Raw genomic sequence first — 16,193 nt, 5'->3', positions numbered from 1 at the left:
TTGTTAAGCGAAGGACTTGGCAAAGCCGTCAACGGCGGCCTTGAGCTTGCCTTTGGTCTCGTCGCTGATCTGCTTTTCCTTGGCGATCGTCGCGAGAACATCCTTGTGTTCCGTACGAAGCCATGTGAGCAGACCTTGCTCGAAATTATTGACTTGATTGACGGCAAGCTTGTCGAGATAGCCATTGACGCCGGCGTAGATCACCGCAACCTGCTCTTCCGTCTTCAGCGGCGAGAACTGTGGCTGCTTCAACAGCTCGGTGAGGCGCGCGCCGCGGTTAAGCAGGCGTTGTGTCGAGGCGTCGAGATCGGAACCGAACTGCGCAAAGGCCGCCATTTCGCGGTACTGAGCCAGCTCACCCTTGATCGAACCGGCAACCTGCTTCATCGCCTTGATCTGCGCGGAAGAACCAACGCGGGAAACCGACAGACCGACGTTCACGGCCGGACGGATACCCTGGTAGAACAGGTTGGTTTCAAGGAATATCTGACCGTCTGTGATCGAGATCACGTTGGTCGGAATATAGGCCGACACGTCGTTCGCCTGGGTCTCGATGACAGGCAATGCGGTAAGCGAACCAGCGCCGTTGTCGTCATTGAGCTTTGCAGAGCGCTCCAGCAGACGGGAATGCAGATAGAAAACGTCGCCCGGATAGGCTTCGCGGCCCGGAGGACGGCGCAGCAGCAGGGACATCTGGCGGTAAGCGACGGCCTGCTTGGATAGATCGTCATAGCCGATCAGCGCATGCATGCCGTTGTCACGGAAATATTCGCCCATGGTGCAACCGGCAAACGGCGCCAGATACTGCATCGGCGCGGGATCGGAAGCTGTGGCTGCAACGATGATCGAATATTCAAGCGCACCGCGCTCTTCGAGAATCTTGACGAACTGCGCAACCGTCGAACGCTTCTGGCCGATAGCGACGTAGACGCAATACAACTTTTCGCTCTCATTGCCTGCATCGTGAGCCGGCTTCTGATTAAGGAACGTATCGAGAATAATCGCCGTCTTGCCGGTCTGGCGATCGCCGATGACCAGCTCGCGCTGGCCGCGGCCGACCGGGATCAGCGCATCGATAGCCTTGAGGCCGGTCGACATCGGCTCATGCACCGACTTGCGCGGGATGATGCCTGGCGCCTTGACGTCAACGCGCGAACGTTGCGTTGCCTTGATCGGACCCTTGCCGTCGATCGGATTACCGAGCGCATCGACAACACGGCCAAGCAATTCCTTGCCAACGGGAACGTCAACGATGGCGCCGGTCCGTTTGACAGTGTCGCCTTCCTTGATGTCACGGTCCGAGCCGAAAATAACGACGCCAACATTGTCGCTTTCGAGGTTCAGGGCCATGCCGCGGGTACCGTCCGGGAACTCGACCATTTCACCGGCCTGAACATTGTCCAGACCATATACACGAGCAATACCGTCACCGACGGACAGAACCTGACCGACCTCGGAGACTTCTGCCTCCTGACCGAAATTCTTGATTTGCTCTTTCAGGATTGCGGAAATTTCCGCGGCGCGGATGTCCATCAGCCGACCTCTTTCAGTGCAAGCTTAAGCGAAGAAAGTTTTGTGCGAAGTGAAGTGTCGATCTGGCGGGACCCCAACTTGACGATGAGACCTCCAAGGATCGACGGATCAACAGTGACATTGATTGTCACGTCCTTGCCGGCGACGCTTTTCAGCGTGGCCTTCAATTCTGTTTGCTGCGCCGCCGTCAGGGCATGCGCCGAAGTAACGTCCGCCGAGACCTCGCCGCGCTGGGCGCTGGCGATCTGGCGAAATGACTGGATCATAGCAGGCACCGCGAAGAGGCGCCGGTTCTGGGCGACGACACGCAGGAAATTGCCGACGAGGCCGCCAATCTTGGCCTTTGCGAGGATGGCGGAAATCGCCTTGACCTGATCGCCAGATGAGAAGACCGGGCTCAGAACCAGTCGCTTCAAATCAGCGCTACCATTGATGAGAGCCTCGAACTCGCCGAGATTCTTCTCCACCTCGGCAACGGATTTCGTCTCCAACGCAAGGTCGAACAACGAACCCGCGTAACGCTGGGCAACACCGGTAATGAGCGACGAAGTTTCTGCCACGAACGACAAGCTCTCTGCGTTGGAGCCAAAAATCTGGAAACCGGAAAGGATTTTCGGTCAAATCTTTGGCATTATTGATTTTTTTACCGCCGAAGGCACAACCCGAGAGCCGTATCCGACGAGATTTGAATGCCGTCTAGCATAGGAACTCAGGACTCGCAACACGCGAATCCCCTAAAAAGGCCGTCCGAATCGCCGCAGCTCTGGATAATTATGAGCAACTGATTCAACTAATGCTGTCATGTTTATGCAATGAAGCCGAAGGCAAAGAGCAAGGGGCCCGTTGCCAGCGCAATTTCGACAAGCACCGACATCCAGTTATAAACAGTGTTGCCCCGATCCGACATCATCGAGATCAGCCGGCCGAAGACTGTAAAGCCCCACGAAACGCCAAGCGCGATCCAGAGAAACGGCTGGGAAAAAACCAGCGCACTTAGCCCAAGTCCGAGATAAAATCCGGCAAACGTGGCGCGCACTTCAGATATGGCTTCGGGCCGCTCGGGTTTGGTCTGCAGGCGCATGATTTTCAGTGCGACACGAGGAGCAAAAAACAGGATCAATCCGAAGATGACTGTGATTGCCGCTGACAACCAAGCCAGCCATTCGCCAGTAGTCGCCGGCCAATAAAGTTCCATTTCTTATCCCTTCCCCAAATTACCTGTAATCCTGCTTTCATAGCGCCGACCCAAAACTCGTCATGGGGTAGCGAAAATGGTGCTTTTCGAGCACCGGAGCGGAGCGTACTTTTCGGTACGTGAGCACCGGAGCACAGAAAAGCGCCATTTGCAGCCCGCCGTGGCGAGTTTTATAAGAAGCTTTGCGGATCAATATCAACCTGCACGCGCACCGATCCCCGTTCTTTTGGTCCTGCCGCCAGCATGGCGCGGATAAAGCCCTGAATATCCGCCTTGCGGGTGCCATGGATCAGGAGCCGGAAGCGGTGGCGCCCCCGAACAAGCGCGAGTGGCGCTTCCGCCGGACCGAGCACGCTGATCTGCGGTGAGGCAGGCGCTGCACGCCGTAAAGCCCGGGCATGATTTTCCGCCTCTGGCCGTGTTGCTGCCGAGATAATCAATGCTGCCAGGCGGCCGAATGGCGGCAGCCCGGAGCGTTCTCGCTCCTCTATCTCACGCTCGTAAAAGGCTTGTGCATCACCAGAAACGATCGCGCGCATGACGGGATGGTCCGGTTGATAGGTCTGCAACAGTCCAAGGCTCTTTTTGCCGGTTCGTCCGGCGCGCCCCGTTACCTGGTTGAGCAACTGAAACGTGCGCTCGGCAGCGCGCGGATCGCCATTGGCAAGCCCGAGATCCGCATCGACAACCCCGACGAGCGTCATGTTGGGGAAATTATGCCCCTTGGCGACGAGCTGTGTGCCGATGACGATATCCGCTTCTCCGCGCGCAATTGCATCGAGTTCAAGCCGCAGACGCTTCACACCCATGAGATCGGATGACAGGACGATGATACGCGCATCGGGGAATGTCTTCTCCGCTTCCTCGGCGATGCGCTCGACACCCGGGCCGCAAGCGACCAGATGGTCAAGCGTACCACAGGATGGACAAGCCTCCGGCCTCGCCTCACGGTGCCCGCATTGATGACAGACGAGCTGACCACGAAAGCGATGCTCCACCAGCCAGCTTGAACAGTCGGGGCACTGAAACCGATGGCCGCATACCCGGCATAAAGTCAGCGGCGCATAGCCACGGCGATTGAGGAACAGCAGCGATTGCTCCTTGCGCTGCAAGGTCTGGTTGATCGCCTCGACCAGCGCCGGTGAAAGGAAACCACCCGGTCGCGGCGGTGATTTGCGCATGTCGATCGATTTGAGGTCGGGCATCGCAGCTTCCGCATAGCGGCCCGCCAGGCGAATACGCGTATAACGTCCTTGTTGGGCGTTGACCTGACTTTCGATCGATGGTGTTGCCGATGCCAGGACCACAGGAAAATTGCCGATATGCCCGCGCACCACGGCCATGTCGCGCGCATTGTAAAACACGCGATCCTCCTGCTTGTAGGCCGGATCATGCTCCTCATCGACAATGATCAATCCCAGATCCTTGAACGGCAGGAACAATGCCGAGCGCGCGCCAGCGACAACTCTGACCTGACCCTCCATAACTTGACGCCACACCCGCTCGCGTGAGCGAGGAGCGAGGTCGGAATGCCACTCCGCAGGTTTCGAACCGAAACGGTCGTGGAACCGATCGAGAAATTGCTGGGTCAGCGCAATCTCCGGCAGCAGGATCAACACCTGCTTGCCGCATTCGATAGCCTTGGCGACCGCCTCGAAATAGACCTCCGTCTTACCCGAGCCTGTGACGCCATCGAGCAAGGATACCGAGAAGCCATTCGTCGATACCGCTTCGACCAGTTGATCTGCAGCTTGCGTCTGATCGGGAGACAAGGCTGCTTTCGCATAATCCGGATCGGGAGCAGCTACGATTGGCCGTGCCGGGATCATCACCTGTTCGAACACACCCTGCGCGGCGAGACCATCGATGACAGTTGCCGACACGCCAGCGGCATGAGCGAGCCCGGTTCGGGTCCAGGCCATTCCATCTTCCGCAAGTTCCAATACGCGGGCACGGGCGCCCGTCATCCTGTCAGGCTCGCGGCCGGAGAATCGCAAACCCTGAACAGGCGGTTCCGGGTCGAAGGCGGCAGGCACCCGTAATACCATCCGCGCCACCATGCCAGGCGGCGATATCGTATAGTCAGCAGCCCAGCGCATGAACCGCATCATGCCATCATCGACCGGAGGACAGTCAAAGAGTTCCGAAATCGGCCGCAGCTTTTTCGCATCGATAGAGTCTGTCGAACCCTCCGTTACAATGCCCGCGACCTCGCGTGGTCCCAGTGGCACGCGCACGATCGAACCGGCCTTGACCTCCATGCCGTCCGGCACGGCATAGCTATAGGGCCGCTCGGCCGGCATCGGCACAAGCACGGGAACTATTTTTTGCGGGATGAACGAATCCTGGCTCATATGGGCGTGACCTTGACGCGGCTTTCGGATAAAGAAAAGTCACTTTCCGAGAGAAATATCCCATCTCTCATATTCGGCGCAGCTAATGCTGGGCCATCAGTCATATAAGGAAGGACTGCTCCGATGAAATTCTTTGTCGACACCGCCGATGTAAAGGAAATCCGTGAACTCAACGATCTTGGATTACTCGATGGCGTGACAACCAACCCTTCGTTGATTCTCAAATCCGGCGGCAGCATCTTCGAGGTCACCAAGGAAATCTGCAGCATCGTCAAGGGACCTGTTTCGGCCGAAGTGACAGCGGTCGAATATGAGCAGATGATGAAAGAGGCGGCGGTGCTTGCCAAGATCGCGGACAACATCTGCATCAAGGTACCGCTTACACTCGACGGCCTCAGGGCCTGCAAGGCACTTCGTTCCGACGGACACCTCGTTAACGTGACCCTCTGCTTCTCCGCCAATCAGGCGCTGCTGGCCGCGAAAGCGGGCGCAACATTCATCTCGCCCTTCATTGGCCGCATCGACGACATCGGCATCAACGGCCTTGAGCTGATTTCCGAAATCCGTACGATCTACGACAACTACGACTATCCGACGGAAATCCTTGCGGCCTCGATCCGCACAGTCAACCATGTCAAGGAAGCCGCACTCATCGGTGCAGACGTCGTAACCGCGCCGCCAGCAACGCTGAAGGCGCTCGTCAAGCATCCGCTGACCGACAGGGGTCTCGAGACTTTCCTCGCTGACTGGGCAAAGACCGGCCAGAAGATCGCCTGATCTGAGTATTACTATCTGAATGCAACACCCGCTGACATCGTAGGCGGGTGTTTTCTTATCGATTATACAACTGATCCAGTATCTGACGCTCAAAAAACGCCAGTTCGGGCGAAGCATGCCGGCGCGGACGTTCAACCGGGATCGCCAGATCGAGCGCAATGCGTCCGCTGTCTATGACGACAACGCGGTCGGCAAGCGAAACGGCCTCGGCTACATCATGGGTCACCAGAACCGCGGTAAATTTCTTCGCCAGCCAGATTCGTTCCAGCAGTTGTTGCATCTCGATCCGAGTCAGCGCATCCAGTGCGCCCAGTGGTTCGTCGAGTGCCAATATGGATGGGTGCCCCACCAGCGCCCGCGCAAGAGCAACGCGCTGCCGCTGCCCGCCTGAAAGCACGGACGGCCACTCGCCGCCACGATCCGCCAGTCCGACTTCGGCCAGAATTTCCGCGCTTTTCTTGCGCGCAGCCCTGCCTTTTTCAATACCGGTCAGCCCAACGTCAACATTAGCAACCACACGAGCCCAAGGCAGAAGTCGCGGCTCCTGAAACATGATGCGGGTACGTTTCTGATCAGCTTCCAGGACTCCTGTAACAATCTCGCCCGATGTCGGCTTGTCGAGCCCGGCGAGCAAACGCAACAGCGTGCTCTTCCCACAACCGCTCTTGCCGATGACCGCAACGAATTGTCCCTCGTAGACATCAAGGTTGATGCCTTGCAGCACTGCCTTGCCGCCAAACTGCTTGGCCACATTGCGAAACGAGAACGAGACCTTGCCTTGCGGTGCCGGCGTATAGGCTGGCGTCGTCGTGGAGTAGGATTTGCGGGCTGTTACGGTCGCTGCAGTCATCTTGGTTCCTCAAACAGTCTGGAAGGCAGGGTGCCATTGCAGTGATATCCGCTCGAGAAACCGCGCCAGCGAATCCGCCAGCTTGCCGAGCAGCGCATAGATCAAGATCGACAGAACAACGACGTCGATCAGCAGGAATTCGCGCGCCTGCATCGCCATGTAGCCAAGACCCGAGGACGCGGAAATCGTTTCGGCGACGATCAATGTCAGCCACATGATACCAAGCGCATAGCGCAAGCCCACGAAGATCGAGGGCAGCGCGCCCGGCAGGATTACGCGCAGGAAGAGCTGTGTCCGTGACATGCCATAGATGCGCCCCATCTCCACCAGCTGCGGATCGACACCCTGAATGCCAAGCAGTGTGTTGACGTAAATTGGAAAGAACACGCCGAGCGCAACGAGAAACAGTTTCGCTTCCTCGTCTATCCCGAACCACAGGATGACCAGCGGTATCAACGCCAGATGTGGAATGTTACGGATCATCTGCAGCGTCGTGTCGGTCAGTTCACGACTGAGCGCCGATAGTCCATTGGCAAGGCCGAGTACGAAACCGATGCTACCGCCGACGAGAAAGCCGCTGAGAGCACGCAATGTCGAAATGCGGATATTCTCGATGAGTTCGCCCGACAGGAGCAATTTCCAGAACGCCTCTGCGACAGCGGACGGTGCTGGCAAGACGTTGGCCGGTATAAGCCCGGCTCGCGACGCGCCTTCCCATCCCGCAAGCAGCAAGGCGGGCAAAAGCCAGCCCAGCGCGCTGCGCCCGATAGAACGGAGCGCCCTGCTCATGAGGAAGCCTGCAGGCGTTTGTCGCCATAAAAGCCAACGCCAAACTCGTTCTCGATCGAACGGCGCGGGGCACGCGCATTTCCGCCAAGACCAAGTTCCGGAAACAGAAGTTCCGCAACACGGTAGGCTTCTTCCAGATGCGGATAGCCCGAACCGATCACCGTATCGATGCCAACCGCCTGATATTCGCGAATACGTGCAGCAATGCTTTGCGGTGATCCGACAAGTGCGGTGCCGGCACCGCCACGTACGAGGCCAACGCCCGCCCAAAGGTTGGGACCGACAACAAGCTTGTCGCGGCGTCCGCCATGCAGTTCCGCCATGCGGCGCTGTCCGACAGAATCCATTTCCTTGAGGAACCGCGCTTGCGCGACTTCGATTTGCTCATCGGTGATCTTGCTGATCAGCCGGTCTGCGGCCTCCCACGCCTCATCCTCGGTCTCGCGTACGATGAAATGCAGCCGGATGCCAAAGCGCAGCTTGCGACCTTTGAGAGCCGCCTTTGCCCGTGCACGCTCGATCTTTTCGGCAACCTGTCCCACCGGCTCGCCCCAGGTCAGGTACATGTCGACCTGTTCTGCAGCAAGATCCTGTCCCGCATCGGATGAACCGCCGAAATAGAGCGGCGCGCGTTCCTGTACAGGCAGGAGGTCAAGCCTTCCGCCTTCGACCCGATAATGTTTGCCGTCGAAGTCGACCGTTTTGCCGGAGACAAGATCGCGCCAGATCTTCAGGAATTCGGCTGCCTGTTCATAGCGCTGATCATGCGGCAGGAAGACGCCGTCGCCTGCAAGTTCCTTGGGATTGCCGCCAACGACCACGTTCAGCAGCAGACGCCCGTTGCTCAGGCGGTCCAGTGCCGCCGTCTGCCGCGCTGCGAAAACCGGGGACGTCACACCCGGACGCAATGCCACCAGAAACTTCAGCCGCTCCGTATGCGCGGCGAGCCCCGCTGCGGTGATCCAGGAATCCTCGCAGCTTTGCCCCGTTGGCAATAACACACCCGGGAAGCCCAGGCGATCGACCGCTTGCGCAATCTCGCGGAGGTAATCATGTTCCGGCGGCCGTTGCTGCCGTTCCGAACCAAGATAGCTGCCATCGCCGTGCGTCGGGATGAACCAGAAGAAATCGAGTGGGCCTTGCTGCGTCATTAGAATATCCAATCCTGATTTTGTGGGCCGAGGCTGGCAGATGTTTGCAGGCCAGCATGGCGTGAATATCCTCGGCTGCTAGTTGCTTGGGGCCGTCCATACGGCATCGGAAATCCTGATGGCATTGGGAATGAGCTTCAGCTTGAAGAAGCGGTCAGCGGTTTCCTGCTGATGCGCGATTATTGCCGGTGTAATCGGTTCGACGCTGAAACGGAACGGTTCGCCGCGAGGGTCTGTGCGTCGAGAGGCACGCCGGTCACTTCGTGCAAAGCTTCGGCTACCTTGTCCTTGTTGGCGTTGGCCCAATCAGCTGCGACCTTCAGTGCGCCGATCGTCTCCGTCACCACTTCTGGATGTACCTTGGCAAAATCGCGATTGGCAATGAGGTAGGTGTTGACGTTGAGAACGTCGCTCGTGCGAACCAGAATGCGCGGATTATAGCGCGTCTCGGCAATAGCGAAGAACGGATCCCAGATTGCCCAGGCATCGATCTTATCGCTCGCAAACGCCGCCGCAGCATCGGCCGGGCTCAGGAAAACCGGGGTGATTTCATCGTAGCCCACATTGGCTTTCGCCAGCGCCGCGATGAGAAGATTGTGGGCGCTTGTCCCTTTGCCTACGCCTACTTTCCTGCCCTTGAGGTCGGCAAGCGACTGGATGTGCGAGTTCGGCTTGACGATGATGGCTTCGCCCTTGCCATTGGGCGCTAGAGCCGCGGCGTAGACAATGGCGGAGCCTGCCGACTGGCCAAAAATAGGCGGCGCATCGCCGACCCAGCCGACATCGATGCTGCCGACATTCAGCGCTTCGACAAGCGGTGGTCCTGCGGTGAACTCGACCCATTTAACCGCAATACCCTTCGGTTCAAGTGCTTTTTCGATCACCTGCTGCTGTCGGGCCACGACCGGCAGGCCCGTCTTCTGGAAGCCGATCTTCAACTCCCTCAAGGGCTCGGCAGCGTGCAGGAATGTGGTGGCGAGCATGGCCGCAGTAAAAAGCGCCGCGCCAAATGCTCTACGTGTCAATCTGGACATTGGTCCCTCTGCGGATGCGGGCTTTGTTGATGAAAGCCTTCCCGCCCGACCGGGAATTGGGTCCAATGCTAGTTAACTCGACCAATCTGATAGAGAAAAGAAATTCCATAGAATCTTGTGTGAAAGAATTAGTTTTCTCATCGCTGGGTTAGGAAGGAGCCGCCGATTGCATCTACTTACAGGCTATGAACTCCAACGCCACTCACTAGTCATCGTGGCCTAAACGGCCGTCTAGCCTCAATCCCTCGATGGATGTTGCGCCGTCCTGGCGGACTACGGTCATGGCGCGCACGCCGGTCCGGGCAGAAATTTCATCTGCCAGCGCACGCGAATGCGTGACGATCCACAACTGCGTGCGCTCCGCTGCCTGGCTGATCATGTCGGCAAGAGCCGGCAGCATGGACGGATGCAGGCTGGTCTCCGGCTCGTTCAAGGCGATCAGCCGCGGCAGCCGATAAGAAAGAAGTGCCCCTGCCAGCGCCAGAAACCTTATCTGACCATCCGACAGTTCTTCCGGACGAAACAGGCGCTGTGGAAATTCGGGAAGGCGCAGACCAAAAGTTGCGGTCTCTCCCGGAACCGGCACCTCAAGGGTGGCACCGGCTAGCGCTTCGGCAATGCAGCGATCGAGATCAACGGTGTCTTGGCGGATATGCACCAGCGTTGCAAAGACAGCAGCAAGATTGCCCCCGTCTTCGTCCAGCATCGGCGCCGTAATTGCCAATGTCGGCCGTCGAACGGGCGAATCGCGATCGGTACGAAAGCCGTGATAAAAGCGCCAACCAAGCAGCGTGGTGCGCAGATCGCCAATCTCGGGATACCGCCCGGATCTGCCAAGAATTGCCAATCCCGTCTCGGAATCGAGAAGCTTGACCGGGTGCTCGACGCGCCGGCCGGAATCATCCCTTGCAAACACCGCCGGCCCCTTGCGGCTCATCATCTCGACCGGTCTACGGCCGCTGTCGATGCTCAGCGTTTCTTCCTTGATCTGCGGCTCGAAAGCAAAACCGGCGGCGGCGGGCGGTCTCAGCCCGACCTCCACTTGGTAACTCGGGGCAAGACCGGTTTCAACGGAATAACCCGATCGGATTGCGGTGTCATCGTCATCAAATTCAGCAGTGAAAACCATGCGGACAGGACCGGATCGGCGCTTGCCGGTCCACAGAGCCGACTGCATGCCACCTTCGCGCGCAATCTCGTAAGAAAGCGTCCCTTGCGCCGATGCCTTGATCAGCTGCATTGCTCGATAGAGATTGGATTTGCCGACGCCGTTCTCGCCGACAAACAGTGCGAGCGAACCGATATCGAGCCGTATCGAACGCAACGACCGATAACCATTCGCGGAAAGCGAGGTCAGGCGCATTGTCTGTATCTCGACGTTGTCTGCCTAAATCTTGGATAGATCCTGCGCGACACTGAGATTGAGCGACTCCGCGAGCTCCCGCGCCGCGCGATTGTTTGCGTCGCGCTGCGCCCTGAGTACGGCGTAACGCTGTCTTGGCGCGTCGTAATCCGCAGTGACAATTCGTGTTCCGGTACCAACAACCTTTCCATCGGAGAGGCGCGTCAAGGTATAGGAGCCTGTCATGCGCATCGAACCAGCTGTTGGCTGGCCGGATTTGTCATTCGTTGCATTCTGCACGAGCAGCAGCGACAGATCCCTGGAATAAACGCTTAGCGTCAGCGAATAGGCGGGACTGGCCGGTTCTCCTGCTCCGCCGGCAAACAGGAAAATCAGGTTGTTGCGTACTTCTTGAGTAACGCGGTCGCCGGGCTGGTTGATCGAGATGCCGGCGAGCTTCGAGCGTATGTTGTCGTTGACGCTTCCGGTCACCGTGGGGCTGGGAGTCGAGTACAGCGGCCTCACCTGGCATCCGGCGGCAATGAGAGCCATACCGAGCACGCAGACCCGCAACAACAGACGCCCGGAACGCGATCCTGGCTGAAAACGATCAGGCAACGACATTGATGATCCTCTGCGGTACGATAATGACTTTCTTTGGCGGATTACCATTCAACGCGGCCCTGACGAAATCAAGCGCGAGGGCGGCTTTTTCGACCGCCAATTGATCCGCATCGCGGGCAATTGTCAAATCACCACGCTTCTTGCCGTTGATCTGCACCGGCAATGTCACATCGTTCTCGACGATCAGCGCCTCATCATAGGTTGGCCATGGCTGATGTGCTATAAGATCCTTGTCGCTCAGCGCTTTCCAGCATTCCTCAGCCAGATGCGGCATCATCGGCCCGACCATCGCCAACAGCATGTTGGTCGCTTCGCGGCACGCGGCGATCATCGCCTTGTCAGCTTCCCCGGCGGCGATTTTCTGCAGGGGACCGGACAAAATATTCACCAGTTCGTACAGCCGGGCGACGGCCTTGTTGAAGGCGAGCTTTTCGATATCCTCGCCGACCAGCTTGACCGTCCTGTGTGCTGCCTTGGAAATTTGCAGCGCTTCGCCCTCGGAGGCGGTGGCAGGCTCGGCAGCCTTCAGCACGTCTGCTGCCTCCGATATCAATCTCCACACGCGCTGCACGAAGCGATGTGCACCTTCGGCACCTGCCTCCGTCCAGATCACGTCGCGCTCGGGCGGCGAATCCGACAGCATGAACCAGCGCGCTGTATCGGCACCATAGGAAGCAATAATATCGTCCGGATCGACCACGTTCTTTTTGGACTTCGACATCTTCTCGATCGAGCCGATCTCGATCTCTTCGCCAGTTTCGATCAGGATCGCGCGGCGCTTGCCTTCAGTCTCTTCGACCTTGACCTCCGCTGGCATAACCCAGCCGTCCTTGCCCTTGTAGGTCTCGTGTACGACCATGCCTTGGGTAAACAGGCCCTTGAACGGCTCGCTGATGTCCAGATGGCCCGCGACCTTCATCGCCCGCGTGAAAAACCGCGAATAGAGCAGATGCAGAATCGCATGCTCGATGCCGCCGATATATTGATCGACCGGCAGCCAGTGATTGGCGATCTTCGGATCGGTGGGTTCATTCTCCCAGGGCGCCGTGAATCGCGCAAAGTACCAGGACGAATCGACGAAAGTGTCCATCGTGTCGGTTTCACGACGCGCGGCCTTGCCGCACTGCGGACAGTTGACGTGTCGCCAGGTCGGGTGACGGTCAAGTGGATTGCCCGGACGGTCGAACTCGACATCGTCCGGTAGCTTGACCGGCAGATCGGCTTTCGGCACAGGAACAACACCGCAGTCGTCACAATGGATCATCGGGATCGGGCAACCCCAGTAGCGTTGGCGTGAAATGCCCCAGTCGCGCAGACGGAAGTTGACCTTCCGCTCCCCTTGTGGCCGGTTGCCGATGGTCTGCTTTTCCAGCCGGTTCGCCACATCATCGAAGGCCGCAGCAGGCGTCAGCCCGTCAAGGAATTGCGAATTGATCATCACCCCGTCATCGACATAGGCCGTCTCGGTGATCTGGAATGTCGCTGCATCCGCATCCTTCGGCATGACCACAGGGACTACGGGCAAGTCATATTTGTTGGCGAAATCAAGATCTCGCTGATCGCCCGACGGGCAGCCGAAAATAGCACCCGTGCCGTAATCCATCAACACGAAGTTGGCGACGTAAACCGGCAGCTTCCAGTTCGGATCGAACGGATGCTCAACGCGCAGGCCGGTGTCGAAGCCCTTCTTCTCAGCCGTCTCCAGCGCAACAACGGACGTGCCGGCCTGGCGGCATTCCTCGTTGAACTTCGCCAGCGCTGCATTGGTTTCCGCGGCCTTCTTCGCCAACGGATGATCTGCCGCGATCGCGATAAATGACGCACCGAACAGCGTATCCGGACGTGTCGTATAAACCTCGATCTCGTTCTCGCCGCCGGCGTGCGATGTATCATCCAGCGCCCAGCGGATCAGCATGCCTTCGGACTTGCCGATCCAGTTGCGCTGCATCAGCCGCACCTTGTCGGGCCATTGGTCGAGATCGTCCAGCGCGCTCAGCAATTCCTCATTGAAATCGGTGATCTTGAAGAACCATTGCGTTAGCTCACGCTGTTCGACCAGCGCGCCGGAGCGCCAGCCGCGGCCATCGATCACCTGTTCATTGGCAAGAACGGTCATGTCCTCCGGATCCCAGTTGACCTTGGAGGATTTGCGCGTCACCAGCCCCTTTTCGACGAAGTCGAGGAACAGCATCTGCTGGCGATGATAATATTCGACATCGCAGGTTGCGAACTCGCGCGACCAGTCGAGCGACAGCCCCATGGATTTGAGCTGGCTGCGCATGGTCGCGATGTTCTGATAGGTCCAGGTCTTCGGGTGAACCTTGTTCTGCATCGCGGCGTTTTCCGCGGGCATGCCGAAGGCGTCCCAGCCCATCGGATGCAGCACATTGAATCCCTTGGCGCGCTTGTAGCGTGCAACGACATCACCCATCGCATAGTTGCGCACGTGGCCCATATGGATGCGACCCGAAGGGTAGGGGAACATCTCGAGCACGTAGTACGGGTCACGCGGATCGTCATTCGGCGTTTCGAAAAGTTTGGCGTCGTCCCAAACCTTCTGCCAATGCTTTTCGGCTACACGGGGATTGTATCGTTCGGTTGCCATGAACGGGATTCTCTTGCAAAGGATACTGGATTAGGGTGCGTCGAAGTTCAAGTCAGGGTGAGCCGAAAATGGTAATTTTCGAGAACCGGAACGGAGTGAACTTTTTGGTTCATGAGTACCGGAAGCGCAGAAAAGTACCATTTGCAGGCCACCATGGCGTGAATCTCGACACACCCTTGCGGGACCTTCACCACGTATTGGTGGGACCGTCAACCATTTGAAGCTGAAGGAACCCGCGAAAACCGGGCTCGTGTATCATAAATAGGACTCAACTGCGCCATGCCCAATGCCGTTGAACAACTTTTTGCCGTTCAAAGCGAAATTCGCAAAGCCGAAGCCGAGGCCAATCGCTCAGAAGGCTCGGTGACATTGATAGCCGTCTCCAAGACTTTTGATGGCGACACTATTCGCCCGATCATCGAAGCGGGGCAGCGCGTTTTCGGTGAAAATCGCGTGCAGGAGGCTCAAGCGAAATGGCCGTACCTGCGTAGCGATTTTCCGGATATCGAATTGCACCTGATCGGCCCGCTGCAATCCAACAAAGCGCAGGAAGCTGTCGCTCTTTTTGATGTGATCGAAACTGTCGATCGCGAGAAGATTGCTTCAACTCTGGCCGTGGAAATGAAGAAGCAGAACCGCTTTCCGAAACTCTTCGTTCAAGTCAACACCGGCTCGGAACCCCAGAAAGCCGGTATAGAACCAAAGGAAGCCTTGGCCTTCATAACGCGCTGCCGTGAAGTGCATCGCCTGATAATCGAGGGCCTGATGTGCATTCCGCCAGCCGATGAAAACCCCGGGCCACATTTTGCCCTTTTGCGCAAGATTGCGGCCGATGCCGGCGTGGAGAAGCTTTCCATGGGCATGTCGGGCGATTACCGGATCGCCATAGGTTTCGGCGCGACGTCGGTGCGCGTCGGCTCGGCGATTTTCGGCACTCGCTAGGTCGTAGATTGGCCTACCAGCTACGGCGCGGCCCGGTATCGATGTGATAATAACCCGCCGGGTAGCGCTTCAGCCCACCCACATCTTTCGCGGAAGAAAGAAACCCGATCAATCCGGACGCGCCGCCATGTACACGGAAATCAACAGCTTGGCAGTTGAGATGATATGACTTGTCCCGGCCGCCGACACTACGATTGCGTGATCGCGAACGAACGGTAGAGTTGACGGTTATCGGGCCATACTTGGCGGACACGCGATTGAGTACACTCCTTAAACGTTCCGGGACACACTTCGACGGGGCCTTGTAATCGATATAGGCCTTGCCGCGAGGCATGGCAGCGAGCACCAGAGGGCTTATCTTGTCGAAGACGGAATCTTTCAAGAGATGTGCGTGCTCGTCATCGAACATGTGAGCGCCGATCCGCTCTTGAGGATTTGACGGTTCAGGCAACGTTCCTGCATCCGCGGGGATTGCCAGCGCGAGCACCATCAGAAAGAGCACCGTGAATTTCGCGCGGAACACAACACTGCGCAAGGGTTGAATTGTCATTCTTCGATCCTTGGTGTGGCGCAGATTTTTATGATTGTACGGCGCGCCTTATGTGTCCTCCCAAGTCAATGCGGCGACCGTTCACGCCGAAATGTGTTCAAAATGGACCGGGTTCCATGACAAAATGTAACGGTATATTACTACGCGTGGTGTGTTGCATGACCTGACAACACTCGATTCTGGTGATTTGCCATATTTACGCATTGATTTGCTTGATGATAATGAGAACGATCCGCCTCCCGCTCGGGAGGTATTCGGGTGGAGGCCCGTCATCTCAGGTTCTGGAGGAAGTTGATGTCCGAGAAGGTTCATCCCGTGCTGGCAAGCGCGAAGAAAAACGCGCTTATCGACAATGAAACCTATCAGAGCTGGTACAAGCAGAGCATCAAGGATCCGGAGAAGTTCTGGGCCAAGCATGGAAAGCGCATCGATTGGTTCAAGCCTTTT

Annotated in this window: 14 protein-coding genes and 1 pseudogene; 3 read left to right on the top strand and 12 right to left on the bottom strand. The window is 57.7% G+C overall.

The genetic code is table 11. The features are described from left to right. Positions 1-3: 3 nt before the first annotated feature. The 4 genes from atpA to C7476_RS20355 all read right to left on the bottom strand — a co-directional run bounded on the left by atpA (position 4) and on the right by C7476_RS20355 (position 5,082). Positions 4-1,533, bottom strand: a complete 1,530-nt coding sequence (gene atpA, locus C7476_RS20370) for a F0F1 ATP synthase subunit alpha (RefSeq protein ID WP_114431700.1) — start codon at positions 1,531-1,533, stop codon at positions 4-6. Then, complete coding sequence (locus C7476_RS20365; protein ID WP_114431780.1) at positions 1,533-2,093, bottom strand: F0F1 ATP synthase subunit delta; 561 nt, start codon at positions 2,091-2,093, stop codon at positions 1,533-1,535. Before C7476_RS20365 ends, atpA begins: the two co-directional genes overlap by 1 nt. Before the next feature lie 245 nt (positions 2,094-2,338). After that, on the bottom strand, positions 2,339-2,728 hold the full coding sequence (locus C7476_RS20360; protein ID WP_114431699.1) for an AGROH133_08824 family phage infection protein: 390 nt from the start codon (positions 2,726-2,728) through the stop codon (positions 2,339-2,341). Between the two features lie 170 nt (positions 2,729-2,898). Then, positions 2,899-5,082 (bottom strand): primosomal protein N', encoded by a 2,184-nt coding sequence (locus tag C7476_RS20355; RefSeq protein ID WP_114431698.1) that lies wholly within the window; start codon positions 5,080-5,082, stop codon positions 2,899-2,901. A gap of 123 nt (positions 5,083-5,205) precedes the next feature. Between C7476_RS20355 and fsa the strand changes: the two genes are divergently transcribed. Beyond that, positions 5,206-5,859: a fructose-6-phosphate aldolase gene (gene fsa / locus C7476_RS20350; protein ID WP_114431697.1), complete on the top strand. Its 654-nt coding sequence runs from the start codon at positions 5,206-5,208 to the stop codon at positions 5,857-5,859. A gap of 55 nt (positions 5,860-5,914) precedes the next feature. On the opposite strand, the gene C7476_RS20345 is transcribed toward fsa, so the two are convergent. From C7476_RS20345 to leuS, 7 genes and pseudogenes are all read right to left on the bottom strand, one after another. Beyond that, positions 5,915-6,709, bottom strand: a complete 795-nt coding sequence (locus tag C7476_RS20345; RefSeq protein ID WP_114431696.1) for an ATP-binding cassette domain-containing protein — start codon at positions 6,707-6,709, stop codon at positions 5,915-5,917. Positions 6,710-6,718: 9 nt separating this feature from the next. Next, on the bottom strand, positions 6,719-7,498 hold the full coding sequence (locus tag C7476_RS20340) for an ABC transporter permease subunit (RefSeq protein WP_114431695.1): 780 nt from the start codon (positions 7,496-7,498) through the stop codon (positions 6,719-6,721). Continuing rightward, positions 7,495-8,649 carry an FMNH2-dependent alkanesulfonate monooxygenase gene (ssuD, locus tag C7476_RS20335; protein ID WP_114431694.1) on the bottom strand — a complete coding sequence of 385 codons (1,155 nt, stop codon included), beginning with the start codon at positions 8,647-8,649 and terminating at the stop codon, positions 7,495-7,497. Before ssuD ends, C7476_RS20340 begins: the two co-directional genes overlap by 4 nt. 78 nt (positions 8,650-8,727) lie before the next feature. After that, positions 8,728-9,683, bottom strand: a pseudogene (locus C7476_RS20330) (sulfonate ABC transporter substrate-binding protein). A 205-nt stretch (positions 9,684-9,888) separates the two neighbouring features. Further along, positions 9,889-11,046, bottom strand: a complete 1,158-nt coding sequence (locus C7476_RS20325) for an AAA family ATPase (RefSeq protein ID WP_114431693.1) — start codon at positions 11,044-11,046, stop codon at positions 9,889-9,891. A 24-nt stretch (positions 11,047-11,070) separates the two neighbouring features. After that, a complete protein-coding gene (gene lptE / locus C7476_RS20320) occupies positions 11,071-11,649 on the bottom strand; it encodes an LPS assembly lipoprotein LptE (protein ID WP_114431692.1) in 579 nt (192 codons plus the stop codon). Further along, positions 11,636-14,254 carry a leucine--tRNA ligase gene (gene leuS, locus C7476_RS20315; RefSeq protein ID WP_114431691.1) on the bottom strand — a complete coding sequence of 873 codons (2,619 nt, stop codon included), beginning with the start codon at positions 14,252-14,254 and terminating at the stop codon, positions 11,636-11,638. The genes lptE and leuS overlap by 14 nt, the downstream gene beginning before the upstream one ends. Positions 14,255-14,533: 279 nt before the next feature. Between leuS and C7476_RS20310 the strand changes: the two genes are divergently transcribed. After that, entirely contained in the window at positions 14,534-15,196 is a 663-nt protein-coding gene (locus tag C7476_RS20310) for a YggS family pyridoxal phosphate-dependent enzyme (RefSeq protein WP_114431690.1), read from the top strand. 13 nt (positions 15,197-15,209) lie between these two features. Here C7476_RS20310 and C7476_RS20305 read toward each other — a convergent pair whose 3' ends face one another. Then, positions 15,210-15,746: a YcbK family protein gene (locus C7476_RS20305; protein ID WP_114431689.1), complete on the bottom strand. Its 537-nt coding sequence runs from the start codon at positions 15,744-15,746 to the stop codon at positions 15,210-15,212. Positions 15,747-16,040: 294 nt separating this feature from the next. Here C7476_RS20305 and C7476_RS29155 point away from each other — a divergent pair. Beyond that, a partial coding sequence (locus tag C7476_RS29155) for an acetyl-coenzyme A synthetase N-terminal domain-containing protein (protein ID WP_147274691.1) occupies positions 16,041-16,193 on the top strand: 153 nt, incomplete at its 3' end.

Source organism: Phyllobacterium bourgognense, assembly GCF_003337575.1.
GTDB classification, from domain to species: Bacteria; Pseudomonadota; Alphaproteobacteria; order Rhizobiales; family Rhizobiaceae; genus Phyllobacterium; species Phyllobacterium bourgognense.
Note: the sequence above shows the minus strand (reverse complement) of the source record. Positions and strands in the feature narration are given on the sequence as shown.

Excerpts from the sequence above, each read along its gene's own strand:
- leuS (WP_114431691.1), bottom strand. The coding sequence starts at position 14,254 with ATGGCAACCGAACGATACAATCCCCGTGTAGCCGAAAAGCATTGGCAG.
- lptE (WP_114431692.1), bottom strand. The coding sequence starts at position 11,649 with ATGTCGTTGCCTGATCGTTTTCAGCCAGGATCGCGTTCCGGGCGTCTG.
- C7476_RS20340 (WP_114431695.1), bottom strand. The coding sequence starts at position 7,498 with ATGAGCAGGGCGCTCCGTTCTATCGGGCGCAGCGCGCTGGGCTGGCTT.
- C7476_RS20345 (WP_114431696.1), bottom strand. The coding sequence starts at position 6,709 with ATGACTGCAGCGACCGTAACAGCCCGCAAATCCTACTCCACGACGACG.
- C7476_RS20305 (WP_114431689.1), bottom strand. The coding sequence starts at position 15,746 with ATGACAATTCAACCCTTGCGCAGTGTTGTGTTCCGCGCGAAATTCACG.
- fsa (WP_114431697.1), top strand. The coding sequence starts at position 5,206 with ATGAAATTCTTTGTCGACACCGCCGATGTAAAGGAAATCCGTGAACTC.
- atpA (WP_114431700.1), bottom strand. The coding sequence starts at position 1,533 with ATGGACATCCGCGCCGCGGAAATTTCCGCAATCCTGAAAGAGCAAATC.
- C7476_RS20325 (WP_114431693.1), bottom strand. The coding sequence starts at position 11,046 with ATGCGCCTGACCTCGCTTTCCGCGAATGGTTATCGGTCGTTGCGTTCG.
- ssuD (WP_114431694.1), bottom strand. The coding sequence starts at position 8,649 with ATGACGCAGCAAGGCCCACTCGATTTCTTCTGGTTCATCCCGACGCAC.
- C7476_RS20310 (WP_114431690.1), top strand. The coding sequence starts at position 14,534 with ATGCCCAATGCCGTTGAACAACTTTTTGCCGTTCAAAGCGAAATTCGC.
- C7476_RS20360 (WP_114431699.1), bottom strand. The coding sequence starts at position 2,728 with ATGGAACTTTATTGGCCGGCGACTACTGGCGAATGGCTGGCTTGGTTG.
- C7476_RS20355 (WP_114431698.1), bottom strand. The coding sequence starts at position 5,082 with ATGAGCCAGGATTCGTTCATCCCGCAAAAAATAGTTCCCGTGCTTGTG.